The organism is Pedobacter sp. MR22-3, from assembly GCF_026240075.1.
Classification (GTDB): Bacteria; Bacteroidota; Bacteroidia; order Sphingobacteriales; family Sphingobacteriaceae; genus Pedobacter.
This window is the reverse complement of sequence record NZ_JAPIVF010000005.1, coordinates 506,778-527,689: the sequence shown is the minus strand read 5'-3', so window position 1 is coordinate 527,689 and position 20,912 is coordinate 506,778. Positions and strand designations below refer to the sequence as shown.

At 39.1% G+C, this 20,912-nt stretch carries 15 protein-coding genes; 1 reads left to right on the top strand and 14 read right to left on the bottom strand.

Features of this window, described 5'->3' with window-relative positions:
- Positions 1–83 precede the first annotated feature (83 nt).
- From mraY to OQ267_RS14750, 12 genes are all read right to left on the bottom strand, one after another.
- On the bottom strand, positions 84–1,331 hold the full coding sequence (gene mraY / locus OQ267_RS14805; protein WP_029282979.1) for a phospho-N-acetylmuramoyl-pentapeptide-transferase: 1,248 nt from the start codon (positions 1,329–1,331) through the stop codon (positions 84–86).
- Positions 1,331–2,788 carry a UDP-N-acetylmuramoyl-L-alanyl-D-glutamate--2,6-diaminopimelate ligase gene (locus OQ267_RS14800; protein WP_265836568.1) on the bottom strand — a complete coding sequence of 486 codons (1,458 nt, stop codon included), beginning with the start codon at positions 2,786–2,788 and terminating at the stop codon, positions 1,331–1,333. The genes mraY and OQ267_RS14800 overlap by 1 nt, the downstream gene beginning before the upstream one ends.
- Positions 2,789–3,193: 405 nt before the next feature.
- Positions 3,194–5,290: a penicillin-binding protein gene (locus OQ267_RS14795; protein ID WP_265836567.1), complete on the bottom strand. Its 2,097-nt coding sequence runs from the start codon at positions 5,288–5,290 to the stop codon at positions 3,194–3,196.
- Positions 5,280–5,702 (bottom strand): FtsL-like putative cell division protein, encoded by a 423-nt coding sequence (locus OQ267_RS14790; protein WP_029282973.1) that lies wholly within the window; start codon positions 5,700–5,702, stop codon positions 5,280–5,282. The genes OQ267_RS14795 and OQ267_RS14790 overlap by 11 nt, the downstream gene beginning before the upstream one ends.
- Positions 5,699–6,604 (bottom strand): 16S rRNA (cytosine(1402)-N(4))-methyltransferase RsmH, encoded by a 906-nt coding sequence (gene rsmH, locus OQ267_RS14785; protein WP_265836565.1) that lies wholly within the window; start codon positions 6,602–6,604, stop codon positions 5,699–5,701. Before rsmH ends, OQ267_RS14790 begins: the two co-directional genes overlap by 4 nt.
- On the bottom strand, positions 6,594–7,061 hold the full coding sequence (gene mraZ / locus OQ267_RS14780) for a division/cell wall cluster transcriptional repressor MraZ (protein ID WP_088300068.1): 468 nt from the start codon (positions 7,059–7,061) through the stop codon (positions 6,594–6,596). The genes rsmH and mraZ overlap by 11 nt, the downstream gene beginning before the upstream one ends.
- A gap of 747 nt (positions 7,062–7,808) precedes the next feature.
- Positions 7,809–9,002, bottom strand: a complete 1,194-nt coding sequence (locus tag OQ267_RS14775) for a phosphoglycerate kinase (protein ID WP_322974872.1) — start codon at positions 9,000–9,002, stop codon at positions 7,809–7,811.
- Positions 9,003–9,011: 9 nt separating this feature from the next.
- On the bottom strand, positions 9,012–9,443 hold the full coding sequence (locus OQ267_RS14770; protein WP_088300070.1) for a GNAT family N-acetyltransferase: 432 nt from the start codon (positions 9,441–9,443) through the stop codon (positions 9,012–9,014).
- Positions 9,444–9,700: 257 nt separating this feature from the next.
- A complete protein-coding gene (locus OQ267_RS14765; RefSeq protein ID WP_265836563.1) occupies positions 9,701–12,154 on the bottom strand; it encodes a glycoside hydrolase family 3 N-terminal domain-containing protein in 2,454 nt (817 codons plus the stop codon).
- A gap of 21 nt (positions 12,155–12,175) precedes the next feature.
- Positions 12,176–13,063, bottom strand: a complete 888-nt coding sequence (locus OQ267_RS14760; RefSeq protein WP_265836562.1) for an alpha/beta hydrolase — start codon at positions 13,061–13,063, stop codon at positions 12,176–12,178.
- Between the two features lie 81 nt (positions 13,064–13,144).
- Positions 13,145–15,448 (bottom strand): glycoside hydrolase family 3 protein, encoded by a 2,304-nt coding sequence (locus OQ267_RS14755; protein ID WP_265836561.1) that lies wholly within the window; start codon positions 15,446–15,448, stop codon positions 13,145–13,147.
- 4 nt (positions 15,449–15,452) lie between these two features.
- Positions 15,453–17,690 (bottom strand): hypothetical protein, encoded by a 2,238-nt coding sequence (locus tag OQ267_RS14750; protein ID WP_265836559.1) that lies wholly within the window; start codon positions 17,688–17,690, stop codon positions 15,453–15,455.
- A 185-nt stretch (positions 17,691–17,875) separates the two neighbouring features.
- On the opposite strand from OQ267_RS14750, the gene OQ267_RS14745 reads away from it, so the two are divergent.
- On the top strand, positions 17,876–18,610 hold the full coding sequence (locus OQ267_RS14745; protein ID WP_265836558.1) for an NUDIX hydrolase: 735 nt from the start codon (positions 17,876–17,878) through the stop codon (positions 18,608–18,610).
- A 69-nt stretch (positions 18,611–18,679) separates the two neighbouring features.
- On the opposite strand, the gene gap is transcribed toward OQ267_RS14745, so the two are convergent.
- Positions 18,680–19,678, bottom strand: coding sequence for a type I glyceraldehyde-3-phosphate dehydrogenase (gap, locus tag OQ267_RS14740; protein WP_265836556.1), 999 nt, complete (start codon positions 19,676–19,678; stop codon positions 18,680–18,682).
- Positions 19,679–19,763: 85 nt separating this feature from the next.
- A complete protein-coding gene (locus OQ267_RS14735) occupies positions 19,764–20,840 on the bottom strand; it encodes an MraY family glycosyltransferase (RefSeq protein WP_265836554.1) in 1,077 nt (358 codons plus the stop codon).
- Positions 20,841–20,912: the final 72 nt, after the last annotated feature.

Below are 20,912 nucleotides of genomic sequence, written 5' to 3'. Positions count from 1 at the left end.
TAGCCAATTTTTTATTAATCTTTATTTATTTAAGAAGGCTAGCATTTTTTTTACCTTCTACCTTAAAGCCTTCCGCCCTAGGTTTATCTCAATTTTAACGTTACTATTGTGATGATGGCCAGCATGATTCCGATGATCCAGAAGCGCGTTACAATCTTTGCCTCATGATATCCCTTTTTTTGATAGTGGTGGTGCAAAGGCGACATCAGAAAAATCCTGCGACCTTCTCCAAACCGCTTCTTCGTGTATTTAAAGTACGACACCTGCATAATGACAGACACCAATTCCACCAAAAAAACGCCGCATAGAACCGGAATCAACAGTTCCTTGCGGATCATTAAAGCGAAGGAAGCGATGATTCCCCCAATGGCCAAACTTCCGGTATCGCCCATAAAAATCTGAGCCGGATAAGAATTATACCAAAGAAAACCTACACAAGACCCAACAAATGCGCCTGCAAAAATCATCAGCTCTGCTGAATTTGGAATGTACATGATGTTCAGGTAATCTGCCATTACCGTGTTACCCGAAACATAAGCCAAAATCCCTAAGGTAATCCCGATGACAGCGGATGTTCCAGTGGCTAAGCCATCTATCCCATCAGTTATATTGGCTCCGTTTGATACGGCCGTAATAATGAAAACGGTAATGAGCAAAAAGATGATGAAGGCAAACTTTTGATAATCACCACCTAAAAACTTCAATACCTTTGCGTAATCAAATTCATTATTCTTATAAAAAGGCATGTTGGTTTTGGTCGATTTCACATCTTGTGTATAGTAAAAAGTCTCCCCTTTCTGACGCAATACCATCGGGGCCGGCGAGGTTACTTTTACATCATCCTGAACCGTTTCTCTCACCACAATATTGGGATGAAAATACATCGTCGTACCAACAATTAAACCTAAACCTACTTGCCCAACAACCTTAAACTTGCCTGCTAAACCTTCTTTATTTTTTTTGAAAACCTTAATATAATCATCCAGGAAACCAACTGCACCCATCCAAATGGTGGTAATGATCATCAGGATCACATAGATATTGGAAATATTGGCAAACAATAAAGTTGGAATCAGAATCCCCAACAAGATGATAATCCCTCCCATCGTTGGAGTGCCTTGTTTTTGCATCTGCCCTTCCAAACCAAGATTTCTAACCGTTTCTCCAACTTGCTTTTTATGGAGATAATCGATTAACCTCCGTCCGTAAACGGTTGTAATGACCAAAGACAAAATAATAGAAATCGACGCACGGAACGTGATATACTGGAACAACCTTAATCCAGGAATGTCATAATGCTTATGCAAGTATTCGAATAATAAATATAACATTAGCTGTTCGGGTTTAGTTGTGCTAGTAAAATTTCTTTATCGTCAAAATGGTTCCTTACGCCATTAATTTCCTGGTATTTTTCATGTCCTTTTCCGGCAATGAGGATAATATCACCGCTTTTTGCCAAATGACAGGCTGTTTTAATGGCTTCCCTTCTGTCTAAAATGGATAAGGTTTTACGTTTATTGGTAGGTGAAACACCTGCTTCCATCTCTGTAATAATACTTTGAGGATCTTCCGTTCTTGGATTATCAGAAGTTAAAATCACTTTATCACTCCAATCGCAGGCCACCTGTGCCATCACCGGTCGTTTGGTTTTATCCCGATCACCACCGCAACCAATTACCGTAATTACCTGTTCTGTTCCCTTGCGGATATCTGCAATTGTGCCTAATACATTTTGAACCGCATCTGGTGTATGGGCGTAATCTACAATACCAATAATTTTATCTAAAGAAACAATATAATCAAAACGACCTTCAGCGCCGGTTAAACGACTTAAAGAAGTTAATACTTTCAATTTATCCTGTTCCAGCAAGATGGCTGTTCCGTATACCGCCAATAAATTATAGGCATTGAATGAACCAATCAACTTGAAATACACATCTTCATTGTCGATATCCAGGTGCAATCCGCTAAAACCGTTCTCCACAATTTTAGCTTTAAAATCTGCCAGTTGTTTCAACGCATAAGTTTTTTTATGCGCCTTTGTATTTTGCAGCATCACCAGACCATTTTTATCATCAATGTTGGTCAGTGCAAAGGCTGACTTTTGAAGCATATCAAAAAAGGATTTCTTAGCCTTTAAATAGCTTTCAAAAGTTTTGTGAAAATCCAGGTGATCATGGGTCAGATTAGAAAACACGCCTCCTGAAAAGCTTAAACCTTCAATTCTATGTTGAGAAACCGCATGTGAACTCACTTCCATGAAACAATAATCACATCCGGCGTTTACCATATTACTTAGTAACTGGTTAAGCGCAATCGGATCTGGAGTAGTATGTGTTGCCGGTATAACGGTATCATTGATATAATTTTCTACCGTTGAAATTAATCCGGTTTTATAGCCTAAATCTTTAAATAATTTAAATAGAATAGTGGCAATGGTGGTTTTACCATTTGTTCCAGTAATGCCAATCAGCTTTAAATCGGCAGAAGGATTACCAAAATAATGACCTGCCATAATACCCAAAGCTACAGCCGTATTTTCTACCTTAATATAGGTGACGGTAAAATCATGAACTTCAGGAAGATTTTCACACACAATTACAGTTGCTCCCTGCGCAAGGGTTTGCGCTATAAACTGATGGCCATCAGCCAGCGTTCCCACTACTGCAAAAAAAACATCGTCTTTACCAACCTTGCGTGAATCAAAGTGGAGCGCATTGATTTCCCTATCGGTTTTCCCAACCAATTCTTTAATCGTTACGCCATATAGTAAATCTTGTAATTGCATTTTGTTTTTTTAATTAGAGAAGGATTGAATTAGAGAATAAAAGAATGTGGCTATCGCCTTTAGCACTCACTTATTCAAAATTCTATCATTCAATCATTTCATTTAATTAGAGAATAAAAGAATGTAGCTATCGCCTTTAACATTCACTCATTCAAAATTCTATCATTCAATTATTCCATTTAATTAGAGAATAAAAGAATGTGGCTATCGCCTTTAACATTCACTCATTCAAAATTCTATCATTCAATTATTTCATTTAATTAGAGAATAAAAGAATGTGGCTATCGCCTTTAGCACTCACTCATTCAAAATTCTATCATTCAATTATTCCATTTAATTAGAGAATAAAAGAATGTGGCTATCGCCTCTAACATTCACTTATTCAAAATTCTATCATTCAATCATTTAATTCAACTCTATCTGAACGCCTAAACCTCTTCCTACTTTAGTGCCGGCGGCGATGGACTGGCTGATGACCTTACCGGAACCTGCCACTTTCGTTTTTAAGCCTGCATTACCCAAAAGGTATAGTGCATCTTTCAAACCCATTCCTGCCACATTTGGCATGACCCCTCTTCGTTCTGTATTTTCCTGGTAAACGGCTCCTGCACTGGTGTCAATGATGTTATAATACTCCGATTTAGATGCAAACAACGGTTTGTAACCAAATGATTTATATACCTTTTGCGTAGCTTTACTTTGCCCGGCTTTTGTTGGTGGATTACCAGTATTCCCAACTAATCTTGTTGGCATATCATTGTACATCTGCATATCACTGGCATAAATCCGGTCAGCTACTTCACGAAACACCGGTCCGGAAACCAGGGCACCATAATATCCACCTCTGGGATCGTTAATCACGACAATCATCGAATATTTAGGCTTATCGGCCGGGAAATACCCAACAAAAGAAGCCTGATATTGCTTTTTAGCTTTGTAACCTTTATTGGCATCCGCTACCTGTGCGGTACCTGTTTTACCTGCAATTTTATATAAAGGGTTGCGTACATATTGCTTTCCACTACCTTCAGTCACTACACCTTCAAGCATTTTCTTTATTTTACTTAAGGTTACATCCGAGCATATTTTATCATTGATCACCCTGGCTTTAAATTGTTCAATCGGATTTCCAAGTCTCCTGACTTCCTTTACAAAAATTGGTGCAATATATTTACCATTATTGGCCACCGCATTATAAAATGACAGCATTTTTAAGGGTGTAAGCTGCATTTCATAACCATAAGCCATTTGTGGGAGGGTCATTTTCCCCCAGCTTCTATTTGATGGATTTTTAATAACAGGTTTTGCTTCTCCGGGAATCTGCAATTCCAGCTTTTCATTCAAATGCCAGTTATACAGATGGTCCGTAAAACGTTTTGGATTTTCACCATACCGGTTATTGATCAGGTAAGCGATTGCGGCATTTGATGATTGCTCAAAAGCTTTCTTAACCGTAACAACCCCAATACTTCCATGCGAATCTTTAATCATATGCCCAGGAATCTTATAATTTCCTGTGCCTACCATAGTATTCGTATCCACTAACTGATCTTCCAGCAAAGCCATATAGGAAGCCAGTTTAAAAGTTGAACCAGGATCCTGATTACCGGCTATGGCATAGTTAAACTTCTCTTTATAAACACCTTCTTCTACTTTTGAGAAATTGGCTACTGCCCTGATTTCTCCTGTGGCCACTTCCATTACAATCACCGCACCATGATCTGCATCGTAGGCAATCAGTTGTTTTTCAAGCGCACTCTGCGCCAGATCCTGCATATTCACATCAATGGTGGAGATAATATCCGCACCATCTTTCGGTGCCACCTCAGCCTCTTCATTTACCGGAATATAAACGCCTCCGGCAATCCGCTGCATTAATCGCTTACCTGTTTCGCCATTGATATACTCCTTATAAGCACCTTCCAAACCTACACCGTTGGCTACATTTTCATTTTTATAACCAATGGTACGGGCAGCCAGTGCCTGAAACGGAAGAATTCGCTTGTTCTGCTGCACAGCAATTAAACCACCACTGAATTTACCAATGTTATAAAGCGGAAAAGTCCTGATCGTTTTCAGATCGGCATACCCCACTTTACGGTGAATCAATAAATACCTGGCGCTATCTTGCCTGCCCTTACGTAGCATCCGGGCATAATCCTTAGCAGTTTTATCATTAAAAATCTGCGACAATTTGAGCCCCAAAGAATCGACCTTTTCATTGAAAACCTTATCATCTGCAATTCCACCTGCATACATATCCATGCGAAGTTCGTATTCCGGAACAGATGTAGCCAGCAAACTCCCGTCGTTAGAATAAATATTCCCGCGGGTAGCCTCTACATTAACATAGCGTGTTGACAGGCTATCAGCCATTGCCTTCCATTTTTTACCTTGCACAAACTGCACCTGACCGAGGCGTAAAAACACCGCAAAAGCAAAAAGCACAATTAAGCCAAATGCCAGGTATACGCGAAGCAAGATGTTTGCTCTAATATTCATCGCTTTTAACAATTATTTTTTTTGGTGGTTCAATCAGTTCCTTTATTCCGAGGGTATCTACCTTTTTGGCTACTTCTGTCAACTTACTCTTGAACATCAGATCTGCCTTTAACGATTTATACTCCCATCTTAATTCTTTTACTTCTTTATTTAACTTATCAATACGGCGAACATTGTTTACCGCAAAGTGGCTGTTGGCGATATAAATCATCCCTAAAAAGGCTAGAAAACACAAATAAGGCAAAGCATCTGTTGCTGCCTCTTTTGATACCAAGCCATCATTAAAAAGCTTACTGATAAATGAATTGCTATCCATTTTTTCTTCAGCTGTTTTTGGTTTTTTAGGCGCAGCCTTTAGCTCCGGCTCAGGTCCGATCTCCTCTTCTTCTATATCTTCCCTGAACTTATTCATATCTTCTCTGCTATTCTCAATTTCGCACTTCTAGCCCTGTTGTTCAGCACAATTTCCTCATCCGAAGCTACAACAGCTTTACGCGTAACCACATTAAAAGGCTTCTGTTGATTTCCAAAAAAATCTTTTTCAACCTCTCCCTGAAATTTACCTTTTGCCATAAAATTCTTTACCGGTCGGTCTTCCAACGAATGATAAGACATCACCACCAGTCTGCCACCAGGCCTTAAAACATCGGCAGCCTGCTGTAAAAAATCTTCCAGCACTTGTATTTCGGCATTCACTTCAATACGTAAAGCCTGAAAAACCTGCGCCAGGTATTTATTTTCTTTTCCTTTCGGGATGTAGGCAGAAATAGCAGCCTTTAAACTATCAATATCTGTAAATGGCATTTCCAAACGAGCAGTTACAATAGCACGCGCCAATGATTTTGCATTCTTAACCTCTCCGTATATCCCAAAAATTTTATGAAGTTTATCTTCAGTATAAGTATTTAACACTTCTGCAGCCGTTAAATGACGGTGCTGATCCATCCGCATATCCAGATCGGCATTGTGCCGGATCGAAAACCCACGCTGAGGAACATCAAACTGATGAGATGAAACCCCTAAATCAGCCAAAATGCCATCAACCTGCCTTACACCGTTTAAACGAAGATTATTTTTTAGAAATCCGAAATTCTGATCGATAAAAACCAATCGTTTATCATCCGGAATATTTTGTTGCGCATCAGGATCCTGATCAAAAGCAATCAATTTACCTTTATCACTGAGGTGCTTTAAAATTTCTCTCGAATGCCCGCCACCACCAAAAGTAACATCAACATAAACCCCGTCAGGATTAATATTAAGCCCCTCAATACAAGGTTGCAACATCACCGGAACATGGTAATTATTCTCCATCAACGCCTCCTTTCTTATTACCCATTACCTTTTGAGCAAGATCTGCAAAGTTTGCAGGCACGTCATCAAAAATATCTTCATAAGATTTTTTATCCCAAACCTCAATCCGGTCTAACTGACAAGCTAAGACCAGATCACTACCAATACCCGCATACTCTACCAATGATTTAGGCAGCAATACACGACCAGCCGCATCAAGCGAAAGCTCGGTGGCACCACGGGTAAAAGCCCGAACAAAAGCGCGGTTTTCCTGATCGTAAATATTTAGCTTGGCCAGATCGGCCACAACGGCATCCCAAACATTCTTAGGATAGATCACCAGATTTTTTTCGAAACCACGGTTAATAATAAGCCCTTCCTTCTCGGCATCAGGCAATTGTTTCTTAAGCGCAGCGGGTACCATAAGGCGTCCCTTTGCGTCAAGTTTACAATCGAATTCTCCTAAAAGTTGGGTCATAGTGGTATCTACACTTTTTATCTAGTGTAAAAGTAAAGAGTTCTACCACTTTTTACCACATTTTACCACAAAAAAGTTTTCAACATCTTTTTTGTTACATTAAAGCATACTTATTGAATCAAAAAATATGTTGATCAATACACATAACATACTATAAACACTAATAATCAGCACTTTAAAAACATTGGTTTATTGAAGTGGGAAGCAAGCCCAAAAATTAATTCTTAGCTCCAAATTTAGGCTAATTAATTCCGAAATGCATGAGTAAAGCTACAAATTGGCTAAATGATCCTGGTCAATATCGATTGGAAGATATTTTTTTGATGGAAATTCAGATTAAACTTCTATATAATCTTATGGCTGTAATTAGTACTTTGAAGCGAAATGATATTAGTAATCCTTACTTGAGGTCATTTCAAGACCAACGATTTAAATAATACCTTAGAAATTTTATTTAGATCTTATACCCAGGCTTTTTTCCAAAAAAATTAAATCCAAATAAATAATAGATAAAAAACTTATAGGAATTTTATTTTTCCCCCTTATGACATCTGTCAAATATCACTATATAAGGAATGAGAGAAAGCACAAGACCATGCATCTTATTTCTAGATGATTAAAAGAAATTACTTTTGGAGCTAAGCGAAATAAGAAGGCATGAGTGTGTTAAAGAGAATGAAGCTAAGCCAGATTTCTAAATAGTTATCGGATGAACATAACATATTATCCATCCGATAACTACATTAATTATTCGTTAATTGCTTTAACGCCAGGTAATTCTTTACCTTCCATATATTCTAATAAAGCACCGCCACCTGTTGATACGTAGCTAACTTGATCTTCCATACCGAATTTAGCAATTGCAGCAGCAGAGTCGCCACCCCCAATTAATGAAAAGGCACCATTCTCAGTTGTAGCAGCCACCACAGCATCAGCCACTGCTTTTGTACCGACCTGGAAATTTTCCATTTCAAAAACACCCATCGGACCATTCCATAATAAAGTTTTAGAGTTCTTAATCACATCCTGAAATAATGCAACTGATTTCGGACCGATATCTAATCCCATCCAATCAGCAGGAATCTGACCAGAATCTACATCTTTCTTATTAGCGTCGTTCGCAAACTTATCAGCGATTACCGTATCTACAGGCAAAATTAAATTTACGCCTTTAGCTTTTGCTTTCTCCATTAACTCCAATGAAAGTTCTTGCTTATCCGCTTCCAAAAGCGAAGTACCAATTTCGCCACCTTGTGCCTTAGCAAAAGTATAGGCCATACCGCCACCGATGATCAGGTTATCTACTTTATCCAGTAACTTTTCGATTAATAAGATTTTATCCGAAACTTTTGCGCCGCCCATAATCGCAGTAAAAGGACGTTCTGCATGGTTTAAGATTTTCTCTGCATTTTCTACTTCCGAAGCCATTAAATAGCCAAAGTATTTCGCATCAGGGAAAAACTGGGCAATAATTGAAGTTGAAGCATGTGCACGGTGAGCTGTACCAAAAGCGTCATTCACGTACACATTACCCAGTTGAGATAATTTCTCGGCAAAAGCTACATCGCCTTTTTCTTCTTCTTTATAAAAGCGGAGATTTTCTAATAACAGCACTTCACCCGGAAAAAGATTTTTTGCCTGATTAACAGCATCTTCACCAATACAGTCGGCAGCAAATTTCACTTCCAGATCAAGCATCCGCGATAAATCGCCCAGAATATGTTTTAAAGAGTATTTGTTAGTGGGGCCATCTTTTGGTCTGCCCAGGTGAGACATTAACACAACAGAACCGCCATCATTTAAAATTTTAGTGATGGTTGGCAATGCCGCACGCATTCTTTTATCATCGGTAATTTTAAATTCTTCATCAAGAGGCACGTTAAAATCTACCCTGATAAGCGCTTTTTTATCTTTAAAATTTAACTGATCGATTGTTTTCATGTTTATATATTATTTTAGTTTTAGTCGCATTTCATAATGGAAACCAATGCCTGGAATGTCAAATTCAGGTGATTCATTGATAAAGCCTATTTTTTTATAGAAAGTTACAGCGGCAGATCTTGCATTGCACCAAAGGTAATCGGTATGATATTCTTTCAGATATTCGACCGCAAAATGAATTAATGCTGCGCCGTAACCCCGGCCACCATAATCAGGATGTGTAGCCATTCCGCGGAGTTGATAACCTTCACCATCTTCCGGAAAAAAATCATTCCGCATAAAGGTAGCTACAGAAAGGATTTGATCATCTTCCACGTAACCGAGATGAAAGGTATCATAGGCTTGATCTCCATCAAAAACACATTCATTCAATGGCTTACCATTTCTCAACATCAGGCTTCTTAGCGGGAGAACTTCTTCAGGAAGAATGAATTTAACCATATTTTACTTTAACAAAAGTGTTGTACTTACTTACAAGGCAAATACTAGGATGTTTTTCAAGAGCCTTGGCAAAGTTAGCAAAGCATTTGAAACCTGATTAAAATTGAGGTAAGAATTTTGTTAATGACTTTTATTATCACCAGCAAATTGTGGTATTGACGAGGATGTCAGGAATATGGTTAGATGAGCGAATAATACATCTTTTTGAAAAAGCAGTCATAAAACCCCATGAAAAGGATTCTATGACTGCCTTAAATTTATTTACCTTTTAGTTCGTTAACCGGTGTGGTTAATGTAAAAGCTTTGTGTACTTTTTCTACTTCCAGTTCTTTAGCCAAAGAAAATTCTGCAGATTGTTTTATTGATAATGATGAGGTACCAATGTTAACTTTATAGGTTCCTGCTTCAGCTATCCATGCACTTCTGCTTTCCATAAACGAAGCGAGATCTTTTGGAGACAGTGTAAGTTGCACAGTTTCTGACTGACCAGGTTTTAACAACTTTGTTTTAGCAAATGCTTTTAACTCTTCCGCCGGTTTATCAACGTTTTGATGTGGTGCTGAAAGATAGAGTTGTACAATTTCCTTCCCGGCAACCTTTCCCGTGTTCTTAACGGTAACTGAAGCCGTCAATTTTCCTTCGAAATTTTTGCTGCTTAATTTTAGGTTGGCATATTCAAAACGGGTATAAGATAATCCGTAACCAAACTCAAAGGATGGTTTTACTTTGAAGGTATTAAAATAACGGTAACCCACATAAATACCTTCGGCATAAGTTACGTTTTCAGGGTTGGATGCAGGTGTACCCAACCAGTTTTTGGCTGAGGGCGTATCTTCATATTTTACCGGGAAAGTCATGGTTAATTTCCCTGAAGGTGTTACTTTACCACTAAAAATATCAGCTACAGAGTTTCCACCTTCCTGACCAGGCTGCCAGGACAATAAGATAGCATCTACTTTATCTTTCCAGCTGGCCGTTTCAATCACGCCGCCAATATTTAAAATTACCACCACTTTTTTGCCTTTTGCATGAAAAGCTTCAGTTACATTATTCATCAGGTTTACCTCATCCGCAGCCAGGTTAAAGTCATTATCTACAGTACGATCGCCTCCCTCACCAGAATTTCTTCCGATGGTGATCACCGCCAGTTCAGTTGATGCTGCCTTTTTTGCAATCAGCTCTTTATTTAAATCCAGCTCGGGCAATCTTTGCGGCAATGCCAGAATTCCCCGTTTTTTACGGCTTTCCAATTCTGCTGCCTTTTCTTTTGCTGCAAATGGCGTGTATAACGTTTTAAGTTCATCATCCAATTTATAGCCGCCCTTTTCCAGCCCCTCGATCAAGGAAACCGTATAAGCTTCATTCACATCACCACTTCCGGTTCCGCCCGAGATGAAATCGTATGAGGTTACCCCAAAAGCTGCAATTGATTTTCCTTTGGTCTGATAAGGCAATAAATGATCATTATTTTTCAATAAAATCATGCCTTCGGCAGCCGCACTCCTGGTCACCTCAGCATTAGCTTTTAAATCCGGGTGATCAGTATATTTATATTTCGCCATGGTTGGGGATTTGAAGACCAGCTCCAAAATTCTTTTAATGTTTGTTTCTACTACTGCTTTTGAAAGTTTACCATTTTTCATATTTTCAAGAATGGCTTTTTTCTGTGCAGGGAGGCCGGGCATTAATAAATCATTTCCTGCCTCAAGCTGGGCAACAACATTACTGGTACCACCTTGCAGTGAACTAAATCCGGCGTAACCGCCAAACCAATCCGTCATTACAATTCCTTTAAAGCCCCATTCATCGCGAAGAATATCCGTTAACAAATCTTTTCTTGCTGAAGTATAAGTTCCGTTAATCAGGTTATAAGATGACATCACCGTCCAGGGATTGGATTCTTTAACAGCAATTTCAAAGCCTTTTAAGTAAAGTTCACGCATGGCTCTTTCGGTAATGTGTTCGTTAATAGAAAGGCGATTGGTTTCCTGATTATTAGCGGCAAAGTGCTTAATAGATGTCCCTACACCGTTTGACTGGATGCCATTTACCATAGCTGAAGCAATTTTACCAGACACCAATGGATCTTCGGAGTAGTATTCAAAATTCCGGCCATTTAAGGGATTGCGGTGAATATTTAAGGCAGGAGCCAGCAGCACATCTACACCATATTCTTTCACTTCATTTCCCATGGCTTTACCAACAATCTGGATTAATGCCGGGTTCCAGGTAGAGGCGAGCGCAGTGCCTACCGGAAAAGCTGTACAGTAATAGGTATTCTTATCCTTTTCACGAATGGGTTTAATGCGTAATCCGGCAGGACCATCGGCTACAATGATTTCCGGAATCCCTAAACGCTTGATGGCATAGGTGCCACCGGCTGCTCCCGGAACACGACCTTCTATTGCACCAACCACTGGTGTTAAACCATCAAAACCAGGCATGCCCGTACCCATTAACATAGATGCTTTTTCTTCATCAGTCATTTTGCTGATCAAATCATCAATACGCTCACTGACCGGTAAACGGTAATCTTCATATTTATCTAACCTTCCGTTTCTGTTTAAATCTTCGAAAGTAAAACCATTTATGGTAATCCTAAGTGGTTTTTCTGTGTGTTTCGGGGATGCATTTTTCCAGGAAAGATTTGAAAATACCAATGCTGCCATCAGCGATAGCTTTAAATTCTGATTTACGTGATGCTTTTTCATATTTTATCTATTTGGCTATGATTAGTTTAATAATTTGTGATATTTTAACCAGTCTTCAAACCGGTCAACCCAGCTATCAACAGGCAGATTTTGCTTTCCCATTCCGAAGCCATGACCGCCTTTTTCATACATATGCAACTCTGCCGGGTAACCACCTTCAAGCCATTTATTATACAACTGAATACTTCTAGGTGCAAGTTTTAGCTGATCATCTGTTGCGGCACATACAAATAAAGGAGTGCTGAGTTTAGGTAAAGGCTTTTGTAACAGTGCTGCAGAAACACCACCATAAATGGACGCCGCAAAATTTGGAACGAAGTTGCCGTTATTGTTCAATACGGTTTGCATGGCAACAGTACTGCCTGCGGAAAAGCCAATAATGCCAATCTGATTGGTTTTAATATCATATCTGGACGCATTTTCATAAACGTACTGAAGGGCTTTTTTTCCATCTTGTGACGACATTTCAATTAACGGTGCAGTACTTTTTTCGAAAGCAGCCCGGTCTTTCAGTTTATCCATCATTTCTTTTGCAGGATCATTCGAAATGGTTTCGAGTAAACGATATTTTAAAACAAAAGCAGTAATTCCCTTTTCACTCAATCTTTTGGCTAAATCTATCCCTTCCCTGTTGATGGATAAACTCTGGAAACCACCACCAGGTGCAATTACCATGGCTGTACCTGTATTTTTCACACCTTCGGGCACTTTATAAACCAGAACCGAGGGATCAGTCACATTGTAAACCACTTCTGTTTTAAAGAGCTCGGAATAAACCTGTGCTTCTTTCTGCTTCCAGTTTTCAGACCCTGGCGCCTTGCCGTTATAGAGTTTTATAACTTCCTGTGCCTGAATGGAGGAAGAAAAGCCAAGGGCGGTAAGTAGTAATAAAGGGATTTTATTTTTCATGGGATTCTATTTTGTTATTGTCAATCTAAATTTCAAAACACTATCTTAAATGAGATAGCATCAGCATAAAATTTCTGTTCGTTATTTTTTATATTTTTCTGTTCTTGCATCTTTGATTACGCCTTTCCAGTTTAAGCCATAAGCAAAATCATAGCGGTTCCCATCTGTATCCTGATGTGGAATTAAATCAAACGGGACGTCCTCTTTCTGTTTTTCCACAGTTGCCATATTTGCCGGCATTTGCAAAGGCAACAAACCTGATGGTTCAGTTTTGCCTGAAATAACATCTAAAACAGCTTGTGTGGAAACACCAAAATTCAGTACAATGCCATTTACACTTTTCTCAAACTCATTAAAAATCATCGGTTTTGATGCGGTAACTGAAACGATAACCGGTTTTTCTTTCATCATTTCGCGGGTATCGAGAATGGTCCGCAAATCCATGGTATTGGATGCAGTAACCGTTTTGTCCTTATAGTTCCGGTCTTTAATAGTTGGGTCGATTACAGGATCGCCGGCAGCAATGCTTTTGGATCTGGCACTTTCTGCAGTATAGGTTCCGTATTGCAAGCTGATGGGCACATAACCATTACTGCCACTCTTGCGATCGTTGATATCATAACCACCTTCAACACTTTGCGGACTGCTTACAAATACGATAGCGAAATCTGCCTGATCAGGTACATCTGTTACGTTGTAATATTTTTTAACCAGTTCTATGTTAACCGGGTATTCAAACTTTGCAGCCGTATAAATGCCCCACCAGTCTTTGGTGGCCGCAGTGTATATTTTGGGGATATAAACCGTTTGTTTTGCTTTTACAGGAAGTACGTTAGCACTGTTTTTTAACAGTATAACAGATTTTAACTGTGCGTTATATCCTGCTTTCATAAATTCAGCATTGCCAACAATTGCTTTGGTTTCGGCTACATTTAAGTAAGGGTTTTCAAAAAGCCCGACACGGAATATGTTTTTAAGTAAGCGCACGGCAGACCTTTCAAAACGGGCCCGCATAAATTTTTCACCGTATTCTTTTATGCCCATTTGATAGGCTTCCAAAACAGGTTTCTGATCATTATTACCGCCAAACTGATCTACGCCTGCCATTAAAACTTTATAATGTCTCTGGGCAATGGTTAAAGCTTCGGCACCCCAGGGTTTACCGGCAAAAAGATTTGGCGTTTTTCCTTCATCACCAGTAACGAGCCAATCGGTACATACTACGCCATCGTAGCCATATTGATCTCTCAATAAATCGGTAATTATATACTTACTGAAGCCATTGGCTACATTTTCCTTATACTTTTTATCCTGATCAAAAGTGATGGTATAATAAGGCATTACTGCTGATGCTTTTGCTGTTTTTCCTTTTAGTTTAAAAGCACCATTTATAAAGGGATCAATATGTTGCTGCAAATTATTGCCGGGGTAAACCGTAAATTTTCCATAAGCCCAATGCCCGTCTCTTCCCCCTTCTTCTGCCCCGCCACTTGGCCAGTGTTTTACCATTGCATTTACACTTTGATAACCCCAGCCATCCTTAATTTCATCTTTTCCATAAGAAGTTTGAAAACCATCAATGTAGGCGCGCCCCATATCTGTGGTTAATAACGGGCTTTCGCCAAAAGTCATTGCAATGCGATACCAGCGGGGTTCGCTTCCAAGGTCAATCTGGGGAGACAATGCCGTTGCAATGCCAAGGGCGCGGTATTCTTTCGCTGCGATTTGACCAAACTGTTCCACAACTTCCGGATCGAAGGTTGCCGCCATGCCCAAACCATCAGGCCACATGGAAATTTTACCACCCGCACCAGCATTAAACTCACTTGTGGCTATTGCGGTATGCCGCGGATCCGAACTGTTATTTGCCGGGATGCCTAAACCAATGCCTTCAACAAAAGCCTGAACATTGTTATTCCAGGTGGCTGCAATTTCCGGCGTTTGCACACTGGTTAACAAGACATGGCGCAGGTTATCCTTTTTTAAAAAAAGCTTTTGCTGATCAGTTAAATCTGATGCCTTCGCCTTACTCTCCGGAAACACCTTACCACCGTAAGTACCCATATTGTATCCGGCTACGCCTGCCGGCAATGCCTGGTGCCTGCTGTAAAGCATTAAGCCGGCAATTTGTTCTACCGTCATTTTCGAAACCAGGTCTTTTGCCCTTTCATCTGCGGTTAAACGCCAGTCTTCATACCGGTCTAGTTTGCCATTTTGATTTAGATCTTTAAACTTTAATCCGTTAACCGATAATATTTTAACACCCGAACTGGTGGAATAGCCAAGCATGGCACCTCGGTTATTTTTAACGATGGAGAACTGTTGCGCATTTAATGAAAAATTCGCCAACAGGGCTATAGACAGGGTTACTGTAATTTTCTTCATTTGGTTAGAATTTGAAATTTAATGAGGCCTCAACGGTAAACGGACGGATATAGGAACCTACTAAAATCTGGTTGTAATAAGCAGATGCATCTGTAATTAACTCGGCACCGTTAATGGTACCTTTCGCACCGGTCTGGTTTAAGAAGTTAACTGCAGTTACACCGAAGTCAAAATGTTTGTTCACTTTATAATTTATACCGCCAAAGGTTTCCCAGCGTGCAGCAAAGTAAAGTGCATTGGTTAAGTTAGCAAATTGCTTGCTGAAATAGCGAAAACTGGCCCAAACTTTAAAATCTTTGTAGGTATAACTTGGATCAATCTCCATTAACACTTTAGAAATCTCCAGTACGTTTTTATTATCGTATGAGTAGTTATTTCCAAAGGCGGTGAAGTTGTAATTCTTATAAATTGGATTTTGAAAAGTAACGAGATAGTGGATATTGAACCCTTTAAACGGATTGGCTACAATGTCGGTAGTCCAACCCAATGTTTGTATGTCATAGTTCACTGTCGCCACCTGCGACTCGCTGGCATTGCCTGGATTCACCAGGTTTAAACGAGAGAAGTAATTGTTTCTGGTTAAATAAGTAGCCTGAGAAACAACACTAAATTTATCGTGATTATAGTAGATACCAAAAGCACCCAGCGGACTTTTAGTTTTAGACATGTTTGGCACTACCGCACCTGAATAGCTTTCCAGTCGGCCGTTATTCTCCGCATAGGTAAAATCAGCCAGTAAGCCAAGCCTATTGGTAATTTTGTAAACGGCATTTACTGATCCCCCAAAATGGAACCAGTTGTTATCAATCGGGCTTGTTTGTCTAGGATCGAATACAAAGCCTGCGGTACGTGGTGTTTGGTAATAATTTCCGCTTAATTTCTGGTATCTTAAATTAATGCCATAGTTGAGAGAGAATTTATCTGAAATGCTCCAGTTGTCTGAAAAATAGGTAGACAATTTATTTTCATAGCCATCATGATATTCTCCGCCAACATTATAGTTGTAAAAACCATCGGCATCTGTATTTGAAGTTCCGCCTGGTGTATTCCGTACCAGCTTTTCCGGGTTAGCTGAAACGGTTTGATAATAGAATGACCGGCTGGAAGTGTATTGATCCACATTATAATAATATTCGGTTAAACCCAGTCTTAAATTGTGGTCATTTACTTTTTTTGTTAATTCAAATCTTGAAAGAAAAGTTTGGGTAGGCGTTTTAGGGGTAGATAAGCCCAGCATAGAATTGACATTTCCGGTGTAAGCCTGTCCGTTACTTACATATGAAAAACCATCGTTTGATCCAGCCTGAAGAATGCCTAAAGGAATATTGGTTAGCGTTGTGGCTTTCGCAAATCTTAAACGCGTACTGAAATTAAATTTCCAGTCGTTTTTGAGCTTGTAATTTCCAAGCACATCAAAACTATGAGAGCTTGATGCAGCATCATTTCCACCTTCATTCTTAAAAGAAAACGCACCTGTACGGATATCCTTAAACTTCATGATCCCATCATTGATGATGTAAGAATCCCTGCCAATTCTAAAGTTATCCAGCTCTTCAACCTGCCCGTTTTCTTTATATTTAAACACGGCATAATTGGTTAACGAAATGGAATTGGCATATTTATACAGAAAACTGATCTCACCTTTATCTTTTTTGAATCGTTTGGTTAACCCGGCACGATAAATTTGTGTTTTATCAGAATAATTGGAAAATTGCACATCAAAAGAATTGGGATCATAGTTTTGGTAAATGCCAGCTACATATGACCAACCGTTTAATATTGGCCCCGAAACATTTACATCCCCTTTTAACCAACCATAATGGCTGCCAGATAAATTACCGACAACTTCTAATTTTGGTGTACCCAGTTTTGTATAGGAATTAACCGCAAAACCCAGATCACCTGTGGTAATCACTGATTCTCCTATTTTTAATAAACCTGTTTTTTGCAGGCTCACACTTTGGCGCCAGGTTCTGTTAGGCAATTCAGGCCAGAAAAAGTAAACGACAGGCAGGTTATTTTCCTGAATGGTAATGCCGCCTACCGTTGATGGCAAACCGATATTAACATCCCTCGGACCAGTATTATTTGCTGCGTTCAGCATGACGTTTCTATTATCCTCTTCTTTTTTCTCGCCAATTTTCTTTTGAGGAATGGAATCTCTTTTTATTTTTTCTTGCGCATAAGACGAAATGTATAATACGGAAAGTACTAACATCAGGGTACTCTTTAGGGTGCTCATAGCCAACTCGGATTTAGTATGTAATTTTTAAAGTAGTTTTTCAGCAAAAAAATGAAGGAAAGCGATATTGGTTAGCGTAAATCAGCATATTTATCATTGCTTCATTATGAAGCAATATTAATATGTTTAATTAAGAAAAACAAATTATTAATTTTAGAAGTCATTAATTCATATAAAATAAACCTATGATCAATCAGGATATTAAAGATAAAAGTGTGGAGTTATGGCGAAGTTCAATACCTCATATTTCAATAGACAGTGTGGTATTCGGCTTTCTGAACAACCAGTTAAATGTGTTATTGCTGAAGCTTAAAGAGGAAGAAAACTGGATTTTACCTGGTGGATATTTGCAAAAGGATGAAAGTATTGATGATGCAGCAAAAAGAATTTTATATGAAAGAAGTGGTGCCGATAAAATATTTCTGAATAATTTTTGTGTGTTTGGAGACCTCAACCGATCTGAAGAATATTTTAAGGATTATCCTGATGACCTGTGGCATAAGCAGCGTTTTATTACCATCGGTTATTATGCACTGGTTGACCAGACCAAGGTAAAACCGGTACCTGATAACTTCACCGACCGTTGTGAATGGATGCCGGTTAATGCCCTTCCCAGATTGGTAATGGACCATGAAACAATCATCAAAGAAGCATTGAGCACCTTAAGGGAACATATCAGTTATAAACCTATCGGCTATAATTTACTTCCTGAAACTTTTACACTTCCTGAATTGCAGGGACTTTATGAGGCTATTCTCGAAGAAAAACTAAACCGGGGGAATTTTTATAGAAAGATGATGCGTTATGATATCCTCATTAAACTTGACCAGCAGCGAAGAGGTGGTGCCTATAAAGCACCTGACCTGTATAAATTTGATGAAGCAAAATATAAAAAAGCGCTGAGTGGATTAAACTGGTAAATCATTCAGGCTTGATCATAATACTCAAGCCTGAATAATAATATTGAAGAACCAGGGGGAAACCAATTGTTAATTATATTCGTTCAACTGGTTTATTTTCTTTACAATATCAACCAGGCGTGAACTGTAGCCAAATTCATTATCATACCAGCCCACCACCTTTACCATATCGCCAACAATAGAAGTTAAAAGCGAATCAAAAATGCAGGAATGCGGATTATTGATAATATCTACCGATACAATCGGATCTTCAGTATATTCAATTACACCGGTCAGTTCATTCGATGCAGCACTTTTAAATGCAGCATTAATTTCACTGATGGTGGTTTTCTTTTTTAATAAACAGGTAAAATCAGTCAGCGATCCGTTCAACACCGGAACCCTTATTCCAGCTCCGCCTAAACAGCCATCCAACTCTGGAAAGATGTGGGTAATGGCTTTCGCCGCACCTGTAGTAGTGGGGATAATGGATGAAGATGCAGCCCTTGCCCGGCGCAAATCTTTATGATTGGAATCATGCAGGTTCTGATCACCTGTCATAGAGTGAATGGTAGTGATATAGCCTTCTTCAACACCCCAATGATCATTCAGGATTTTTATCATGGGCGCAATATTATTGGTCGTACAGCTGGCATTAGATAAGATTTCACTTTTAAGGTCAATCTGATCATCATTTACACCCAGCACCACCATTGGAATATCATCTGCTGCAGGTGCTGAAATTAATACCTGCCTGGCCCCGGCTTTAATGTGTTGTCCTGCCGTGTCTGTTGTCAGGTTTTTCCCTGTGCAATCTATTACGAGGTCAACCCTAAGGGCAGACCATGGTAATTCTTTAGCTTCCTTAATGGAAAAAACAGGAATGGTAAGTTTATCAATAACCAGTGCATCAGGTTTCGCGGCTACTTCGCCATTAAAAACACCATGTACAGAATCATATTTAAAAAGATGGGCCATGGCTTTGGCATCAGCCAGGTCATTGATGGCTACTACCTCAAAGCCCTCAAGCAATGCCAAACGCAAAAAAGTTCTGCCTATTCTCCCGAAACCATTTATCGCAAGCCTCATATTAAAAATTTAGAGGGCAAAATTAATGTTTATTTCCAGATTATAGCCCCATCATATGCTCTTCGTTCATTTTATTTTTGTCTGTTTAATCAGTTCGTTTTGAAAGCTGTCTTGAGATCAGTAAATTGAATATCATGCAGATGCCGATTAAAAGAAATATCAGGAGGAAGCTTCCCAGGTGTTGCAAAATCATGGTACAACACATGGCACTGAAATTCAGAATTACAGTTAGCATAACAATTTTATCCGGTTTAAAACCGAGGTCTTCCAGCCGGTGGTGAATATGATTCCGGTCACCAAGAAAAGGTGATTTTTTCTTTAAAATACGAACGGTAAATATGCGGAGTGAATCAAAAATCGGAACAATTAAAATAGATACAGCAATGGCTGGTGCCGAATAAAACGCTGGTGTATTCAGGCCTGTAAACTTATTTAACTCTATAAATTTAATGGCTAGTGCAGCTGTGGTTAAACCAATAATCAGTGCGCCGGTATCGCCCATAAATATTTTAGCCGGAAACCAGTTATACCTTAAAAAGCCGGCAAGGGCACCTGCCAGGGCAAAAGCAATAAATGCATAAGGCAACTCATCCATGATGGCAAAGCAGATACCAAAGCTCAGACTGGCCAGGATGCCAATGGTACCTGCCAGGCCATCAATCCCGTCAATCAGATTAAAGGCATTGTTTAAAAAAATAATCAGGATGATGGAAAATATTCCCCCGCCCAGGTAATTGATTTCATTGATTCCTAATACACCATACAGACTGGTAAGCCGGAAACCACCAAAAAAAACAAGTATGGCGGCAACAACTAATTGCAGCAAAAATTTTGTACTGGTATTGATACCATAAACATCATCTTTTAGGCCAAGGCCCGCCAGGATAATACAGGAAACAATTAAATAATTAGCCTCCTCAAAATTGATCAATGCGGAGAACAATAAGGTACAAATAGTAAAAATAGAAACGATTGACAATCCGCCCAGCCTCGATATATTTTCTGCATGATTTTTACGATGCAGATCGCTCACATCAAAAAGTTTATATTTCAGTGAAGCATGAATGATAGAAGGAATACTCAATATGACCAGGAGCAGTGCCAATAAAAATATTGCACAATAGAATACTTCTGGAGCAGTTGTTAAAAAATTTTTGAACAAAACGGGGAACTATTTTAACAAATATAGCCAATGATTGTAGACAATCCTGTTCTTTTTGTTCTTTACGAGTAA